This window comes from Hydrogenophaga sp. GW456-12-10-14-TSB4 (genome assembly GCF_059424305.1).
The window spans coordinates 22,684-37,031 of record NZ_JBWKZH010000057.1 but is presented as its reverse complement, the minus strand read 5'-3'; the positions used below and the strand labels follow the sequence as shown (position 1 = coordinate 37,031).

Here is a 14,348-nt window from a genome sequence, read left to right as displayed (position 1 = left end):
GAGAACGGGGGAGGGATTCAGCGCGGCGCTTCTTCGGCCCAGGGCGCGAGCAGGCGGGACAGCAAGGCCACCAGGCCGTACAGCAGCAGGCCCAGCACCGAGATCCACACCAGCGCGGCGAACGCGGCCGGCGTGTTCATGCTGCTCTGGGTGGTGATGATCACGTAGCCCAGGCCCTTCTGCGAGGCCACGAACTCGCCCACCACCGCGCCCACCACGGCCGAGGTGGCGGTGACCTTGAGCGCGCTCAGGATGTAGGGGTAGGCGTTGGGGATGCGGATCTTCATGAACACCTTCCACTTGGGCGCGCTGAACACGCGGCCCAGGTCCACCATGTCCTGGTCGATCTGGGTCAGGCCCACGGCGGTGTTGATGACCACCGGGAAGAAGCCGATCAGCGCACCGATCAGCATGTTGGGCAGGATGCCGTAGCCCAGCCACATCAGGAACAGCGGCGCGATCGCCACCTTGGGCAGCGTGTTCACGAACACCAGGAAGGGCGTGAGCGCGCGCGAGATGCCCGGCGACCACGCGATGGCCATGCCCAGCACCACGCCGGCCACACCGGCCAGCACGAAGGCGCCCAGGATCTCCACGCCGGTGATCCACGCATGGCTGAGCCAGGGAATCTCGTCGCTCAGCATGGCCTGCCACACCGAGTAGGGGCTGGGCAGCAGGTATTCGCGGATGCCGAACACCGACACCGCCAGTTGCCACAGCGCGATGAAGCCCACGAACAGGCCGATGGCGGGCAGGTAGTGGGCGGTCCAGCGGGCGAGTTTGTTCTGGGTCATGGTCATCGGGCTTTCGTTCACGCGAGCCAGCGGCTCAGACCGGCCTTCACGAAGGCGTCGTCGGCCAGGTCGCCGTGCTGGGCGCACACGCGGTCGATCTCTTCCTTCTGGCCCGGGCTCAGGCCTTCGTTCGGGTCCAGGCACCAGATGCCTTCGAGCAGGCCCTGGCGGCGCAGGATCTCGTGGCAGCCGGCGATGCAGCCGTGGAAGTCGTTGGCCACGTCGAAGAACGCGCTGTTGCAGTCGGTCACGCGGCTGTCCAGCGCGAGCATTTCGGCCGTCACCACCGAGCCGTTGGCCGCGGCCTTGCACAGCTCCAGCATGCGCACCGCGCCCGAGGTCCAGACCGACCAGTGGCCGAGCAGGCCACCGCGAAAGCGCACCGTCACCGGCCGGCCGTCGCGCGGCACCGTGAAGGGCGTGACGAGGTCGAGCACGATGTGGTCGTCGTTGCCGGTGTAGAGCGTCACGCGCTCTTCGGCGCGCGCCTGCACCACGCCGCGCACCACGTCGAGCGTGCGGTAGCGGTGGAAGGGCGCGACCTTGATCGCCACCACGTTCTCGATCGCCGCGAAGCGGGCCCAGAACGCGGCGCTCAGGTTCATGCCGCCCACGGCGGGCTGCAGGTAGAAGCCGATCAGCGGGATCTCTTTGGCGACCGCCTCGCAGTGGGCGATCAGCGCGTCTTCGCTCTGGCCCTTCATCGCGGCCAGGCTCAGCAGGCCGGCGTTGTAGCCCAGGCCGCGCGCGAGCTTCGCTTCGGCCACGGCCTGTTCGGTGCGGCCGCACACGCCGGCCACCATGGCGAGCTCGCGGCCGGGCTCGACCCAGGCGCGCGCCGTGTCGATGGCCAGGCGCAGCACCTCTTCAAACAGCCCCACCTCGCGGATCGCGAACTGCGTGGTGTGCACGCCCACGGCCAGGCCGCCGGCGCCGGCGTCGAGGTAGTAGCGGCTGAGCGCGCGCTGGCGGCGCACGTCGAGCTGGCGCTGTGCGTTGAGCGCGAGCGGGTGTGCCGGAATGGCCAGGCCGCGGCGCAGCAGCGCGCGGGTGTGTTCGACTTGAGAGGCAGTGAGGCTCATGGTTCAACCAAATTCGGGACCAGCCAGCACGAACAGCCGGTCGTTGACAGAGGCGATGGGGGCGGCGCCGAGCGACATGCGCACGAAGGAGCGCTGGCGCACAAAACCGGCCTGTTCCAGCCAGGCCCGCAGCGCGGCCCAGCGTTCGGGCACATCGAGGAAAACGCGACCGCTCAGGCCCGCCACGGCGGTCTGCAGCAGCGAGAGCGCGGCGCTTTCGTCGTCGGCCACCAGTGGGCCGATCTGCGTGGCGCGGCGGCCTTCACGGGCAACCACAAAACCGGTGCGCGCCGGCGACAGGCCCACCCGCGTGCCGGCACGTTGCAAGAAGTCGGCCAGCAGAAAGCCCCGGCCGCAGCCGTTGGCCTGGGCATCGAGCGCCGACACCGTGCCGGCATCGGCCGGTGGCGCGGGGCGCGGGGCGGCGGCAGCCACCGAGCCTTCCCATCGCGCGAGTGCAAAACCATCTTCAAAACCGATGCGCAGGTAGGCCTGCTGGCCGGCGGGCGTGGCGTCCAGCACCGGCGTGGCGCCCAGCGAGCGCAGGTGCGCCACGCAGCGCGCCATCAGCGCAGTGGCCAGGCCCCGGTGTTGCCACGCGGGGTTCACCAGCACCATGGACACCCAGCCGATGCCGCCTTCGTAAGGCAAGGCGGCGGCGGTCGCCACCAGCGGGCCCGCCTCGCCGTCGCGCAGGCCGAAGACCCGGCCCTGCGTGACGAACAGGCGCCAGTCGTCGTCGGTCTGGTTCCAGCCCGCGGCGTCCGACAAAGCGAGGCCCTCCGGCACATCGTCCAGACCGAGGATGACCGAGGTCAGAGCCTCAGAAGGCGCCATCCCGGACCTCGAACTTGGTCGGCTTGCCGTGCGCCGGCTGCTCGCGCTTGACCCAGTCGGCCACCCAGTCGAGCATGGCGCCCAGCGGCACCAGCGGGTAACCGAACAGCTTGCCCGCCAGCGTGGTGTCCGACAGCAGCGCGGTGGCCGCTTCCTGGCCGCTCACCTGGGCCTTCACGCCCAGGCGCGATGCGAACTCGTCCACCAACCAGCGCACCGACAGGGTTTCGGGCCCGGTGCAGTTCACCGGCGTGGACGGCACCGTGCAGTGGCGCAGGCAGCGCAGCACCTGCGCGTTCGCATCGCCCTGCCAGATCACGTTCACGTGGCCCATGGTCACGTCCACCGTCTCGCCGCGGTGCACCTTGGAGGCGATGTCGTACAGCACGCCGTAGCGCATGTCGATCGCGTAGTTGAGGCGGAAGATGCGGCCCGGCGTGCCGTGCTTGCCCGAGAAGTACTCGAACATGCGCTCGCGCCCGATGCACGACTGCGCGTACTCGCCCAGCGGCGCGGGCGGCGTCTTCTCGCTCGCGCCCTGGCGGCCCACCGTGGTCAGCGGGTAGATGTTGCCGGTGGAGAAACCGACGATGCGCGACTCGCGGAAGGTGTCGGCCACCAGGGCCGGCACGTGGGTGTTCATGGCCCAGGTCAGGGCCTGGTTGTCCTTGGCGCCGAACTTGTGGCCGGCCGCGAAGACGATGTTGGGCACGCGCGGCAGCGCCTCGAGGGCGGCGCGGTCCAGCAGGTCGGCGGCGATGGTCTCGATGCCCCAGGCCTCCAGGCGCTGGCGCACGGCGGCGTCGCTGAAGCGCGCCACGCCGATCACGCGCTTGTGCGGCGCGGCGTTCTTGGCCAGGCGCGCGAGCGTGGGGCCCATCTTGCCGGCCACGCCGAGGATCATGATGTCGCCGTCCACCTGCGCCAGATCGTCGATCAGCGCCTGGCTGGGCCGGGCAAGAAATTCCTCCAGCGCCTCCACCGACTCGAAGCGGTCGGGCAGGTTGGCGGGGTCCAGCAGTGTGACGTTGCCGTGCATGGCAGGGGCCTTTTCTCAAACGCAATGGAATGAGCATATGGGCGTGTCAGCCCGATGTCAACCGTTTGGTTGAAAAAGGAAAGTCAGGCGCGCAGACCGGCCATCGCGAAGGCGACGACGTGCGCGCGGTAGGCCGCCACCGCCTCGGTCGAAGAGAGGTCGCGGCCGAAGATGGAGGCCAGGGTCAGGCGGTTGGAGAAGAAGAAATACGACATGCCGGCGACCGAGATGTAGAACTCCACCGGGTCGATGCCGCGGCGGAACACGCGGGCGCGGATGCCGCGCGCCAGGGTCTTGGCGATGAGCTCGATCAGCGGCGAGTTGGTGTCGCGGATGGCGCTCGAATCGCGCACGTGCTGCGCGCCCTGCGCGTTCTCGTGGTTGAGCAGGCCGATGAAGTCGGGGTGCTCGGCGAGGTAATCGAACGAGAAGCCGATCAGCGTGGCCATGGCTTCCTCGGGCTGCATGTCGCCCAGCTTCAGGCTGCGTTCCTGCGTGCGGATCTCGGTGTAGACCACCTCCAGCGCGGTGCGGTAGAGGTCTTCCTTGCTGCCGAAGTAGTAGTAGATCAGCTGCTTGTTGACGCCGGCGCGGGCCGCGATCTCGTTGACGCGCGCGCCCGTCAGCCCCTTGGCGGAAAACTCCGCGCGGGCCGCCGCGAGGATGGCCGAACGCGCGGCGCTGCTGTCGGCATCGGAGGGGCTGGAGACGGAGGCGCGGCGTGGTGGCATCGTGGGTCTGCGGCTGGCTGGGCGATGGGGCGGATTATGTGCCCGGTGCTTGGCACCGATTCAGTGGGCCGGTTGACTGGCCAGTTGCTTCGCGCTCTCGCGCAGACCGCCGAAGATGCTCTTTGATACCGACTTGGAGAAGTCCGGCGGCAGCCAACTCGACACGATGTCGATGGCAGGGTCGACCTGGGAAAGCGTCTCCTCGATGAGCGGTTCCATGTCCGCTGCATAGCCGAGCTTCCTCGCTGTCTGGTTGAAGTGGCGCCGCAGGATGTGCGTGCACCTGTAGTGCTTGCCACTCGAACCCCTGACGGCCATGGCCAGCTTGAGCTGCTGTCTGGACCACTGGTTCGGACCTTCCCCCACCGCAGGCCAGGCCGACAGCACGTCGTACAGCGGCGTGAGGTGGAACCCGTTGTTGGGCAGCAAGGCGATGCTGAAGTTCTTCGCGTGTCCGTCAGTGGCGCGAAGCATCCAGAAGAGCAACTGCGCCTTGAGCAAGGTGGTCAGGTCTTCTTCGGGCGTCTGCGACTGCCGCAAGATGGTGGCGAGTTCTTCAAGCCCCGGGCCGCCGTCGCTCTCGTACTTCTTCTCCGGGGGCACGGCATAGACTTGGCAGAAGTCCTCTTGCGGCAACCGCAGCAGCCACTGTCCGCTCTCAGAGGGAGTGCGGTCAAAGCGCTCCACCGCGAGCACGCGCTGCCGACCGAACTGCTCGATGCTTGCCATGGCCGCGTCCAGGCCGAAGGCGCGCATCAGGGCCAGACACAGCCATTCGTTGTCCACCGAGTGGGTGAAATTCACCTTGCGTGAGCCGATGAATCCCAGCGGCAACTTCAGGATGTGCGTGGTGGGCGTCGCGCCTTCAGGGCGCATCCATTGCCCATCCCAGTAAAGCAGAGCGGTCTTGTCCTGCATGCCGGCAAGGGAGAGCCGGACCTCATCGTCTTCGGCCTGCTCCTGTCCAAGCCCTCCAGCCGAGTTCGCGCGTTCCAGGATGTGCTCGACCTCAGCCTCCTGCAAGGGCTTGGCCTTGATGCTCTCAACGTCCTTGGGCTCTTCGTGCTCGTCCAGGATTTGCAGGGCGCCCACGCAGTCGCGCCCGACCGACTTGAGCAGGTCGAACGCCTCCAGCGAATCCGACCTGAAGCGGCTGGCCAGGCGCTTCCTGATGGCGGGATTCTCTGGCAGCAGGTTGTCGAAGTAGTTCAGGACGGCGGGGCCTTTGTGCACTTGCCGGCCCAGCTGAAATGGCAGCGACAGCGAGATGGGACGACCCTTGGGAGAGTCGACCCATGCCGTGTCGTAATCGAGTTGCGCTGAGCCATCGGGCAATATCGACCAGGTGCCCACGCGCTGGCCGTTGGACCACAAGGACAGCGTCTTGGTGTGAGAGCGGCGTCCCATCACCAAGCGCCCTTTCGTGGCTCGCGGGCCAGACTCTCTGCAGCGAGGGGCGCCGCCGCCTTCGATGGCCGCAGGCCGAGTTGCAACTCCAGCCCCAGAGCGGCGCACGCGCTGAGCAGCTGGTCCACTGTCATGTCGCCAGGCTGCAGCTCCAGTTGAGACACACGGCTCTGGCTCACGCCCATGCTCAGCGCGAGCTGGCTTTGCGTGAGCTTGCCGGCCTTGCGGGCAGAGCGCAGCAACTGCCCGAGTTGCGAGGATGTTCTGAGGGATTGCGTGCTGCGGGTCATGGCGCGGTACCAGTGTCGGTCATAAAACCATGGTACCAGCATCACTTATAAAACTCAATTACCAGTTTTGCTTATATAAATCATTTAGCAGCAATACTGGTACACAAGATCGACCCGCAGACTCGCGGCGAACGACTAAGGCAAACGCGCAATCTGTTTTTCAAGCAAGCGGTAGAAGCCGTCGATGTCCACCGCGTTGACCCACAGCGTGTTGGCCTTGCGCTTGGTGTAGCCGCGGAAGTCGACCACGGTGGCGCCGCTGGTGAACTCGCCGCGGGTCTCGATGTCCACCGGCACGCGCGCGCCCTTGAACAGCTCGGGCTGCAGCAGGTAGGCGATGACGCAGGGGTCGTACATCGGGCCGACTTTCACGCCCCGGCGGCGCATGGCGTAGTCCATGGCCGAATCGAGGATGTCGGCCACCACCTTGCCGGCGTTGCTGCCCATCTGGCGAAAGGGCGCGATGCGCTCGGGCGTGACGAGCACGCGCCGCGCGGCGTCGTGCGAGATCGCCGTGACCGGCACACCGCTGCGGAACACCACCGACGCGGCTTCCGGGTCGGCATACAGGTTGAAGGTGGCGGCCGGCGTGATGTTGCCGCCCACGCCCCAGGAACCACCCAGCACCACCACTTCGCTGATGGCGGCCTTGATGTCCGGCGCCATGTTAAGCGCGGCGGCGATGTTGGTGAGCGGGCCCAGGCCCACCACCACCACGCTGTTGGGCGCGGCCGCGCGCAGGGTGCTGATGAGGTAGTCCACCGCGTGGCCGGGCGCGAGCGGGCCGCGCGGCTCGTGCAGCGCGGGGCCGTCCAGGCCGGTCTTGCCATGCACGTCGTCCGCGAAGATGGGGTCGCGGATCAGCGGCCGGGGGTAGCCGGCGTACACCGGCACCTCGGTGCGCCCGGCCCAGTCGCGCACGCGGCGGGTGTTCTTCTCGGTCACGCTCAGCGGCATGTTGCCCACCGAGACGGTGAGCGCGCGCACGTCCAGCCGCTCGGGCGCGGCCAGCGCGAAGAGCAGCGCGATGGCATCGTCCTGGCCCGGGTCGGTGTCGATGATCACGGTGCGTTTGGTCGCCGGAATGGCCGGCAGCGGCTGCGCCGCCACGCCCAGCAGCACCTGGGTCTGCGCGTCCTGCGCGAACGCGGGCAGCAGGCCGGTGGCCGCCACGCCGGCCAGGGCCAGCGTACCGGTGGAAAGAAAACCGCGGCGGGAAGCAAGGTTGATGGGCATGTGGCTTCAGTCCTTCAGGTTGAGGGTGGGCACCAGCTTCTGGTTGCGCGCGAACTCGGCCTGGGCAAAGCTGCCCAGCGCCTCGGGCGAGCCGCTGCCCGGCAGGGCGCCCTGCTCGGCGAGGCGGGCGCGCACTTCGGGGTCTTTCAGCGCGTCGTTGAGCGCTTCGTTGAGCTTGGTCACGATCGCGCCGGGCGTGCCCTTGGGCGCGAAGAGGCCGGTCCAGGTGACCACGTCGTAGCCCTTGAGGCCGGGCGTCTCGTCGAAGGTGGGCACGTCGGGCAGCGAGGCGATGCGCTGCTTGCCGGTCACGCCCAGCGCCTTGAGGCTGCCGGCGCGCACGTGGGGAATGCTGCTCGCGCTGACCAGCATGGCCAGGTCCACCTGCTTGCCCATCACGTCGTTGGCGATCTGCGCGCCGCCGCGGTAGGGCACGTGCGTGACGAAAATGCCCGAGCGCTGCTTGAGCTGTTCCATGGCCAGGTGCAGCACCGTGCCCACGCCCGAGGTGGCGTAGGTGTACTTGCCGGGCTCGGCCTTGGCGAGCTTGACGAAGTCGGCGTAGTTCTTGACCGGCAGGTCGGTGCGCGCCACCAGCAGCATGGGCGCGGTGTTCAGCATGCCCACCGGCACCAGGTCCTTGAGCGGGTCGAAGCGGTAGGCCGCCGGGTTGGCGAGCTTGCCAATGGCGATGGCGCTGTCCGGCCCGGCCACCAGGGTGTAGCCGTCGGGTGCCGCGTTCACGGCCTTCTGCAGGCCGATGGCGCCGCCGGCGCCGGCCACGTTTTCGATCACCACGGTCTGGTTGATGCGCTCGCCCAGCTTGGTGGCGACCTGGCGGGCGATGAAGTCCACGCTGCCGCCGGCGGTGAAGGGCACGATCAGCGTCACCGGCTTGGCCGTGGGCCAGGCGGGGCCCTGGGCGTGGGCCGAAAAGGCCAGCAGCAGCGAGGCGGCGAGGACAAGGCTTGAGCGTTCGTGGGCCATGGGTGTCTTTCAGGAGGAGATGAGGGAAGAGGAAGAAGAGAAGGATTCGGCGCGCAGCGCGTCGAACTCGTCCGACCAGTCGGCGCGCCAGCGGCGGCGCTGCGTGTCGTCGATCCACGCGCCGTCCAGCCCGTTGTGCAGGAAGCCGCGCAGGTCGTCGAGGCCAAAACCGAAGTCGCGCACCATCATTCGCCACGCGCCGGTGGGCGTGACGTGGTGCAGCGTCGGGTCGTCGGTGTTGGGGTGGATGCGCAGGCCCAGGCCAGGCATGCGGCGGATCGGGTGGTCCAGCGCCCAGCGCTCGGGCGCCAGGGTGCGCAGGTAATACGAGTTGGTGGGCACCACCGTGAACAGCACGCCGCGCTCGGCGCATTCGCGCGCGAATTCGGGGTGGTCCACCACGGTGTAGCCGTGGTCGATGCGGTCCACCTGCAGCAGGTCCAGCGCGGTGCGCACGTTGGTCCAGGGCATGCCGAACTCGCCCGCGTGCGCGGTGGTCTTGAGGCCGGCGCGCCGCGCGTCCTGGTAGGCCTGCGCGAACAGCTCGGGCGGGCGATCGTTCTCGCGGTAGTCGATGCCGATGCCGATCACCTCGTCGCAGCGGTGCGCGGTGACCCATTCCACCATCTCGGTGGCCGCCTGCGGGCTGGCCTCGCGGTCCACCGCGGCGATGAGCCGGCCCGTGATGCCCAGCACGCGCCCGGCGTCGCGGATGGCCTGCACGATCGCGTCCTGCGCGGCGGCGTAGGGAATGCCGGAGACCTGCACCGTGCCGGTGGGGTTCCAGAAGAACTCGGCGTAGCGCACGTTGTGCGCCGCCGCGTCTTCCAGGTACTCGAAGGTGAGGCGGTACAGGTCGACCGTCGTGCGCACCAGTTGCGCGTCCAGCGAGCGCAGCACGCGCAACACGCCCACGGGTTTTTCGCCGCGGGTGTAGAAGCCGGTCACCTCCTCGTCGGTCAGCGGCGCACCCGCGCGGCGGTTCAGCTCGGCGAAGGTGTCGCGCCGCACCGTGCCGAACAGGTGGCAGTGCAGCTCCATCTTGGGGATGGCCTGCAGAAAGCGGTCCAGGGCCTGGTCGGCGGGGTCGTTCGTGGGGGACATGGCGGCCAGTCTAGGCAGCCGGGCTTGATAAGAGAAGTTTTAAGTTTCTATAATTTCATTCAACCGATTTATCACGACCGCCGTGGAAAACCCCGCCCTCCGGGCCCTCACGCTGCGCCACCTGCAGTTCTTCTCCGTGCTGGTGCAGGAAGGCCACTTCGGCCGCGCGGCCAAGCGGCTGGCCATCACGCAGCCGGCGCTGAGCAACGCCATCAAGCAGATGGAGAAACTGCTCGGCGCGCAGCTGCTCACGCGCAACACACACCGGCTGGAGATCACGCCGCTGGGCACCGAGGTGCTCGCGCGCACCGACTTCCTCGTCAACACCGTGGAGCTGGCCCTGCAGGACATCCACCAGGTGGTGCAGCGCGGGCGCGCGCTGGTGCGCGTGGGCGTGATCCCCTCGGCCAGCACGCAGCTGGCGGCGGCGATCAACGCCTTCAAGCCCGCCGACGGGCCGCCGGTGGAGTTCGTCTGGCACGACGCGCCGTCCACGGCCCTGTTGCAGGAAGTGCGCGAAGGCCGGCTCGACCTGGCCCTGGCCGCCATCACCGAACCGCCCAACGGCCTCACCTGCATCGACCTGTTCCAGGACCCGCTGGTGCTGGTGGTGCGGCGCGACCATGCCCTGGCGCGCGACGGCAAGGTGAGCTGGAAGGCCATCGGCCACGAGCGCCTGGTGCTGTTCGAGAGCGGCAGCATGCCGGCGCTGGGCGAGCCCGCGCGCGCGCAGTTCGGCCAGGGCGCGCAGGCGCCGTACCACGTGCGCTACTCGGAAACGCTCTATGCCCTGGTGCGCGGCGGCATGGCGCTGGGCCTCATGCCCCGGCTCTACACCACCTCGCTGCACGACCCCGAGCTCACCGTGCTCGCGCTGGAAGACCCGCGCATCGAACGCCGCGTGGTGCTGGTCTACCGGCCCGGCCCCATGCGCAACGCGGCGGCGAAAGACTTCATCGACTTCCTGCGCGAGCACCTCACCCAGCCGAAGAAGCTGAAGGTGAGGCGCTTCGCGCGCAAGAGCGTCACCGGGCCGAAGGGCTGAAGCCCGCTTCAGTCCAGGCTGACGTTCGCCGCCCTGGCCACCGCGCTCCAGTCCGCGCCCTCGGCCTTGATCACCGCCGCCGTCTCCTCGGGGCTGCGCCCGGTGACGGCCAGGCCCTGCGCGTCCAGGCTCTTCTGGAACTCCGGGTCCGAGGTGATGGCCTTGATTTCGGCGGACAGCCGCGCGATCACCGCCGCTGGCGTGCCCGTGGGTGCGAACAGGCCGATCCATGCGTTGCGCGCGGTGCCCAGGCCCTGGTTCTTCAGCAGCGGCACGCCGGCAAAGCGCGGCGACGGCGTGTCGCCCAGCACGGCCAGCGCGCGCAGCTTGCCCGCGTCGATGTGCTGCGCCACCAGCGAATACGACAGGCTCGACACCTGCACCTGATCGCCCAGCAGGCCGTTGAGCGCGGGCCCGCCACCCTGGTAGGGCACGTCCACGATGCGCGCGCCCAGCTTCTCGTTCACCTGCGCCATGAACAGGTGCGACGAACTGCCGATGCCGAAATGGCCCCAGTTCAGCTTGCCCGGGTGGGCGCGGTCGTACTGCACCAGCTCCTGGATGCTGCGGATCGGCAGGCCCGCGCTCACAACCACGGCGGTGTCGATGCGGCTGATCTCCGAGATCGGTGCGAAATCGCCCACCGCATACGGCAGCTTCTTGTAGATCGCGGGGTTGATGACCAGCGTGTCGCTCAGCAGAATGCACAGCGTCTGCCCGTCGGGCGCGGCCGACTTGCAGGCGTTGGCGCCGATGATGCCGTTGCCGCCCGCGCGGTTCTCCACCATCACCGGCTGGCCCAGCTGTTTCGAGAGCCGGTCGCTCACGCGCCGCGCCACCAGATCGACCGGGCCACCGGCGGCCAGCGGCACGATCACTTTCACGGGGCGGCTCGGGTAGGCGGGCTGCGCGCTGCAGGTGCCGGCGAACAGCGCCAGCGCGAGGGTCAGGAAAGAAAAGGTCTGCTTCATGGTTCAGTCCAGCTGAATGCCGGTCTGGCGCACCAGCTCGCCCCAGACCTCGCGGTCCTTCTTGAGGAAAGCGGCGAATTCTTCCGGCGTCTGCGCGCGGGTGCGCATGGCCATGGTCTGGTTCTGCTCGCGCATGGCGGGGGTCTGCATCGCGACGGTGATCTGCGCGTTGAGCTTCTGCACCACGCCGCGCGGCGTGCCGGCCGGCGCCATGAGGCCAAACCAGGTGAAGGTGCCGGGGTCGCCCACGCCGGCTTCCGTCAGCGTCGGCACCTCGGGCAGCTGCACCGAGCGCGTGGGCGCCAGCACCGCCAGGGCGCGCATCTTGCCGGCCTTGGCCTGCGCCACGATGCCGGGGTTGCCCACCGACACGTAGAGCACCTGGATGTCGCCCGTGAGGAAGGCCTGCATCATCGGGCCGAAGCCGTTGAAGGGCACGTGCAGCAGGTCGGTCTTGGTGGCGCGCTTGAGCCACTCCATGGTGAGGTGCGTGTCCGAGCCGTTGCCGAACGAGCCGTAGGCCAGCTTGCCCGGGTTCTTCTGCGCGTGGGCGATCAGCTCCTTCATGCTGTTCACCGGCACCGAGGGCGAGACGAGGAAGACCATGTCCGGCACCACCAGCGGCGTGACCGCCTCGAAGTCCTTCGCCGCGTCGTAGGGCAGCTTGCGGTAGAGGTGCGGGTTGATCGACAGCGAACTGCCGCTCACCACACACAGCGTGCTGCCGTCGGGCGGGGCCTTGGCGCAGGTGTCGGTGCCGATGATGGTGTTGGCGCCGGGCCGGTTCTCCACCACAAAAGACTGGCCGTTCTTCTCGGTGAGGATCTGGCTCAGCAGCCGCGTCACCACGTCGGGCGCGCCGCCCGCGCCCAGCGGCACGATGATGCGCACGGGCTTGGTGGGGTAGGCCGCTTCGGGCTGCGCCCAGGCGTGGGCCGCGCCGGCGAGGGCCAGCGCACCGGCCGCCAAGCGGCCCATCCAGGTTGTCGTCGTCTTCATGTCTTTGTCTCCTTGTTATAGAAATCCGGAAAAGGGGCGCGCCTAGCCCGACAGGTGCCGGCCCGCGCGCTCAAGGCGATCGGCCAGCAGACCGGCCGGCGCGCCGGCGGCCAGCAGAATGACCAGCTTGGTCAGGAACAGCTCGCGCTGCGGCGCGGGCACCCGGTCGATCGCGCCGGCGAGGTCAACGAAATCGCGTTCGGCAAAGGTGGTGCTGGTGTCGGTGGTCGTGCTCATTGGAGTTCCTCGGTGCGGGCGGCGCACAGGGCGATGTTCAGGGCCTCGTCCACCTGCTCGGGCGTGGCCTCGCGCCAGCGCGCGGCCACCCGGTTGTCGGGGCGGACAAGGTAGCAAGTGCCCGGGCGCGCGTCGAACAGCCGGCCCACGGTGCTGTCGGCCTCGAAGCCCAGCACCTGCAGTGGCAAGGCGGCGAAGCGCGCGGCGTCGGTGAAGGCGATCAAGGTGAACTGCGGGCCGAAGCGGTCGTACAGGCGTTCACCCGCCGCGCCCACCACCGCGTCGGGCACCAGCGCGCCCGGGCGGCAGGCCGGCCCGAAATCGCCACCGGCGTCCGCCGTGTTGAGCGGGCTGTCGGTGCAGTCGTGCGGCGGCGTGGCATAGGGGTCGAACAGGTTGCCCAGGAAGTTCTCGCTCAGCGAGAGCGACAGGATCGCCTCGCGCACCAGCGCGATGCCCGGCGACGGTGTGGTGATGAAGATGGTGGTGCGTGTGAGCTCGGCCAGCGTGGCCAGCAGCGCGCCCCGGCGCTCCTGCGTGTACGAGTCCAGCAGCTGCGGGTCGGACACACCCTGGACCACGCGCGCCAGCTTCCAGGCCAGGTTGTGCGCGTCTTCGTAGCCGTGGTTCACACCGCGCCCTCCGAAAATCGGCACCTGGTGCGCCGCGTCGCCCGTGAACAGCACGCGCCCCGTGTTGTAGGTGGGCAGCGAGACCGCGTTGGCCTTGTAGACCGAGGTCAGCACCAGCTCGTAGTGGGGCGCGATGCCCATCAGCTCGAAGTGCGCGCGGATGCGCGCATGCACCTGCGCCGGCTGCATCTCGGTCTCGGCGTCCTGGTCGTCCATCAGCTGGAAGTCCAGCCGCCACATGTCGAACGGCGCCTTGTGCATCAGCACCGTCTTGCCCGGCAGGTAGGGCGGGCTGAAGAACAGGCGCCGGCCTTCGGGCAGCGGCTCCTTGCAGAGGATGTCGTTGATGACGAAGCGCTGCGAATACGAGGTGCCCTCGTAGTCGATGCCCACGCTGCGCCGCGTGAGCCCGCGCGGGCCGTCGGCCGCCACGAGGTAGGCCGCGTCCAGCGTGTAGGCGCCCTCGGGCGTGGACACCGAGAGCCGCACCCCCTCGTCGCCCGCCTGGATCTGCGACACCGTGTGCTGGTAGCGCACGTCTGCCAGGCCGCTGGCCAGCAGCTCGTCGAGCAGCAGCTGTTCCATCCAGCACTGCTGCAGGTTGGTCTGGCCGTGTTTCTCGTGCGGCGGCGAGGCGATGTTCATCGAATGCACCTCCTGGCGGCCGTAGAAGGTCCAGCCGGCCGACCAGGTGAGCGACTTCTCGAGCACGCGGGCGCCCACGCCGAGCTGGTCCAGGATCTGCATCGAACGCCGGCTCATCGCCAGCGCGCGGCTGCCCTTGGAAATCGTGTCGCGCGCTTCGAGCACCACGGTGCGCACGCCCTCGCGAGCCAGGCCGAGCGCGGTCGCCAGGCCGACGGGGCCGGCGCCCACGATCACCACCGCGGCCGATCGGTTGTCCAGGCTGGCGACGGGTTGAAACGGCAGGGTCTGCCAGTTGAAATACATGGGAGG

15 protein-coding genes are annotated in these 14,348 nt (G+C 68.8%); 1 reads left to right on the top strand and 14 read right to left on the bottom strand.

What is annotated here, in order from left to right; genetic code table 11:
* Positions 1–17 precede the first annotated feature (17 nt).
* The 10 genes from AC07ZS_RS22860 to AC07ZS_RS22815 all read right to left on the bottom strand — a co-directional run bounded on the left by AC07ZS_RS22860 (position 18) and on the right by AC07ZS_RS22815 (position 9,507).
* Positions 18–794, bottom strand: a complete 777-nt coding sequence (locus AC07ZS_RS22860; RefSeq protein ID WP_494800820.1) for an ABC transporter permease — start codon at positions 792–794, stop codon at positions 18–20.
* A gap of 17 nt (positions 795–811) precedes the next feature.
* Positions 812–1,876: a dihydrodipicolinate synthase family protein gene (locus AC07ZS_RS22855; protein WP_494800819.1), complete on the bottom strand. Its 1,065-nt coding sequence runs from the start codon at positions 1,874–1,876 to the stop codon at positions 812–814.
* 3 nt (positions 1,877–1,879) lie between these two features.
* Positions 1,880–2,713: a GNAT family N-acetyltransferase gene (locus AC07ZS_RS22850; protein ID WP_494800818.1), complete on the bottom strand. Its 834-nt coding sequence runs from the start codon at positions 2,711–2,713 to the stop codon at positions 1,880–1,882.
* The gene (locus AC07ZS_RS22845; protein ID WP_494800817.1) at positions 2,700–3,752 is read right to left on the bottom strand and encodes an NAD-dependent epimerase/dehydratase family protein; all 1,053 of its coding nucleotides are present in this window, start codon (positions 3,750–3,752) and stop codon (positions 2,700–2,702) included. The genes AC07ZS_RS22850 and AC07ZS_RS22845 overlap by 14 nt, the downstream gene beginning before the upstream one ends.
* 83 nt (positions 3,753–3,835) lie before the next feature.
* Positions 3,836–4,483 carry a TetR/AcrR family transcriptional regulator gene (locus AC07ZS_RS22840; RefSeq protein WP_494800816.1) on the bottom strand — a complete coding sequence of 216 codons (648 nt, stop codon included), beginning with the start codon at positions 4,481–4,483 and terminating at the stop codon, positions 3,836–3,838.
* 60 nt (positions 4,484–4,543) lie between these two features.
* Complete coding sequence (locus tag AC07ZS_RS22835; RefSeq protein ID WP_494800822.1) at positions 4,544–5,890, bottom strand: type II toxin-antitoxin system HipA family toxin; 1,347 nt, start codon at positions 5,888–5,890, stop codon at positions 4,544–4,546.
* The gene (locus AC07ZS_RS22830; RefSeq protein ID WP_494800815.1) at positions 5,890–6,180 is read right to left on the bottom strand and encodes a helix-turn-helix domain-containing protein; all 291 of its coding nucleotides are present in this window, start codon (positions 6,178–6,180) and stop codon (positions 5,890–5,892) included. The genes AC07ZS_RS22835 and AC07ZS_RS22830 overlap by 1 nt, the downstream gene beginning before the upstream one ends.
* A gap of 135 nt (positions 6,181–6,315) precedes the next feature.
* Positions 6,316–7,416, bottom strand: a complete 1,101-nt coding sequence (locus tag AC07ZS_RS22825) for a nucleoside hydrolase (protein ID WP_494800814.1) — start codon at positions 7,414–7,416, stop codon at positions 6,316–6,318.
* A gap of 6 nt (positions 7,417–7,422) precedes the next feature.
* Positions 7,423–8,403, bottom strand: coding sequence for a Bug family tripartite tricarboxylate transporter substrate binding protein (locus AC07ZS_RS22820; protein ID WP_291120864.1), 981 nt, complete (start codon positions 8,401–8,403; stop codon positions 7,423–7,425).
* A 9-nt stretch (positions 8,404–8,412) separates the two neighbouring features.
* Positions 8,413–9,507: an adenosine deaminase family protein gene (locus AC07ZS_RS22815; RefSeq protein ID WP_494800813.1), complete on the bottom strand. Its 1,095-nt coding sequence runs from the start codon at positions 9,505–9,507 to the stop codon at positions 8,413–8,415.
* 82 nt (positions 9,508–9,589) lie between these two features.
* Here AC07ZS_RS22815 and AC07ZS_RS22810 point away from each other — a divergent pair, with 82 nt between their 5' ends.
* The gene (locus tag AC07ZS_RS22810; protein WP_494800812.1) at positions 9,590–10,552 is read left to right on the top strand and encodes a LysR family transcriptional regulator; all 963 of its coding nucleotides are present in this window, start codon (positions 9,590–9,592) and stop codon (positions 10,550–10,552) included.
* Between the two features lie 8 nt (positions 10,553–10,560).
* Here AC07ZS_RS22810 and AC07ZS_RS22805 read toward each other — a convergent pair whose 3' ends face one another.
* The 4 genes from AC07ZS_RS22805 to AC07ZS_RS22790 are packed head-to-tail and all read right to left on the bottom strand — an operon-like array spanning position 10,561 to position 14,342.
* Positions 10,561–11,523 (bottom strand): Bug family tripartite tricarboxylate transporter substrate binding protein, encoded by a 963-nt coding sequence (locus tag AC07ZS_RS22805; RefSeq protein WP_494800811.1) that lies wholly within the window; start codon positions 11,521–11,523, stop codon positions 10,561–10,563.
* A 3-nt stretch (positions 11,524–11,526) separates the two neighbouring features.
* Complete coding sequence (locus AC07ZS_RS22800; RefSeq protein WP_494800810.1) at positions 11,527–12,522, bottom strand: Bug family tripartite tricarboxylate transporter substrate binding protein; 996 nt, start codon at positions 12,520–12,522, stop codon at positions 11,527–11,529.
* A gap of 42 nt (positions 12,523–12,564) precedes the next feature.
* Complete coding sequence (locus AC07ZS_RS22795; RefSeq protein WP_494800809.1) at positions 12,565–12,759, bottom strand: hypothetical protein; 195 nt, start codon at positions 12,757–12,759, stop codon at positions 12,565–12,567.
* Positions 12,756–14,342 (bottom strand): FAD-dependent oxidoreductase, encoded by a 1,587-nt coding sequence (locus tag AC07ZS_RS22790; RefSeq protein WP_494800808.1) that lies wholly within the window; start codon positions 14,340–14,342, stop codon positions 12,756–12,758. The genes AC07ZS_RS22795 and AC07ZS_RS22790 overlap by 4 nt, the downstream gene beginning before the upstream one ends.
* Between the last annotated feature and the right edge of the window lie 6 nt (positions 14,343–14,348).

Coding starts and splice junctions, on each gene's coding strand:
- AC07ZS_RS22860 (WP_494800820.1), bottom strand. CDS start 794: ATGACCCAGAACAAACTCGCCCGCTGGACCGCCCACTACCTGCCCGCC.
- AC07ZS_RS22855 (WP_494800819.1), bottom strand. CDS start 1,876: ATGAGCCTCACTGCCTCTCAAGTCGAACACACCCGCGCGCTGCTGCGC.
- AC07ZS_RS22850 (WP_494800818.1), bottom strand. CDS start 2,713: ATGGCGCCTTCTGAGGCTCTGACCTCGGTCATCCTCGGTCTGGACGAT.
- AC07ZS_RS22845 (WP_494800817.1), bottom strand. CDS start 3,752: ATGCACGGCAACGTCACACTGCTGGACCCCGCCAACCTGCCCGACCGC.
- AC07ZS_RS22840 (WP_494800816.1), bottom strand. CDS start 4,483: ATGCCACCACGCCGCGCCTCCGTCTCCAGCCCCTCCGATGCCGACAGC.
- AC07ZS_RS22835 (WP_494800822.1), bottom strand. CDS start 5,890: ATGGGACGCCGCTCTCACACCAAGACGCTGTCCTTGTGGTCCAACGGC.
- AC07ZS_RS22830 (WP_494800815.1), bottom strand. CDS start 6,180: ATGACCCGCAGCACGCAATCCCTCAGAACATCCTCGCAACTCGGGCAG.
- AC07ZS_RS22825 (WP_494800814.1), bottom strand. CDS start 7,416: ATGCCCATCAACCTTGCTTCCCGCCGCGGTTTTCTTTCCACCGGTACG.
- AC07ZS_RS22820 (WP_291120864.1), bottom strand. CDS start 8,403: ATGGCCCACGAACGCTCAAGCCTTGTCCTCGCCGCCTCGCTGCTGCTG.
- AC07ZS_RS22815 (WP_494800813.1), bottom strand. CDS start 9,507: ATGTCCCCCACGAACGACCCCGCCGACCAGGCCCTGGACCGCTTTCTG.
- AC07ZS_RS22805 (WP_494800811.1), bottom strand. CDS start 11,523: ATGAAGCAGACCTTTTCTTTCCTGACCCTCGCGCTGGCGCTGTTCGCC.
- AC07ZS_RS22800 (WP_494800810.1), bottom strand. CDS start 12,522: ATGAAGACGACGACAACCTGGATGGGCCGCTTGGCGGCCGGTGCGCTG.
- AC07ZS_RS22795 (WP_494800809.1), bottom strand. CDS start 12,759: ATGAGCACGACCACCGACACCAGCACCACCTTTGCCGAACGCGATTTC.
- AC07ZS_RS22790 (WP_494800808.1), bottom strand. CDS start 14,342: ATGTATTTCAACTGGCAGACCCTGCCGTTTCAACCCGTCGCCAGCCTG.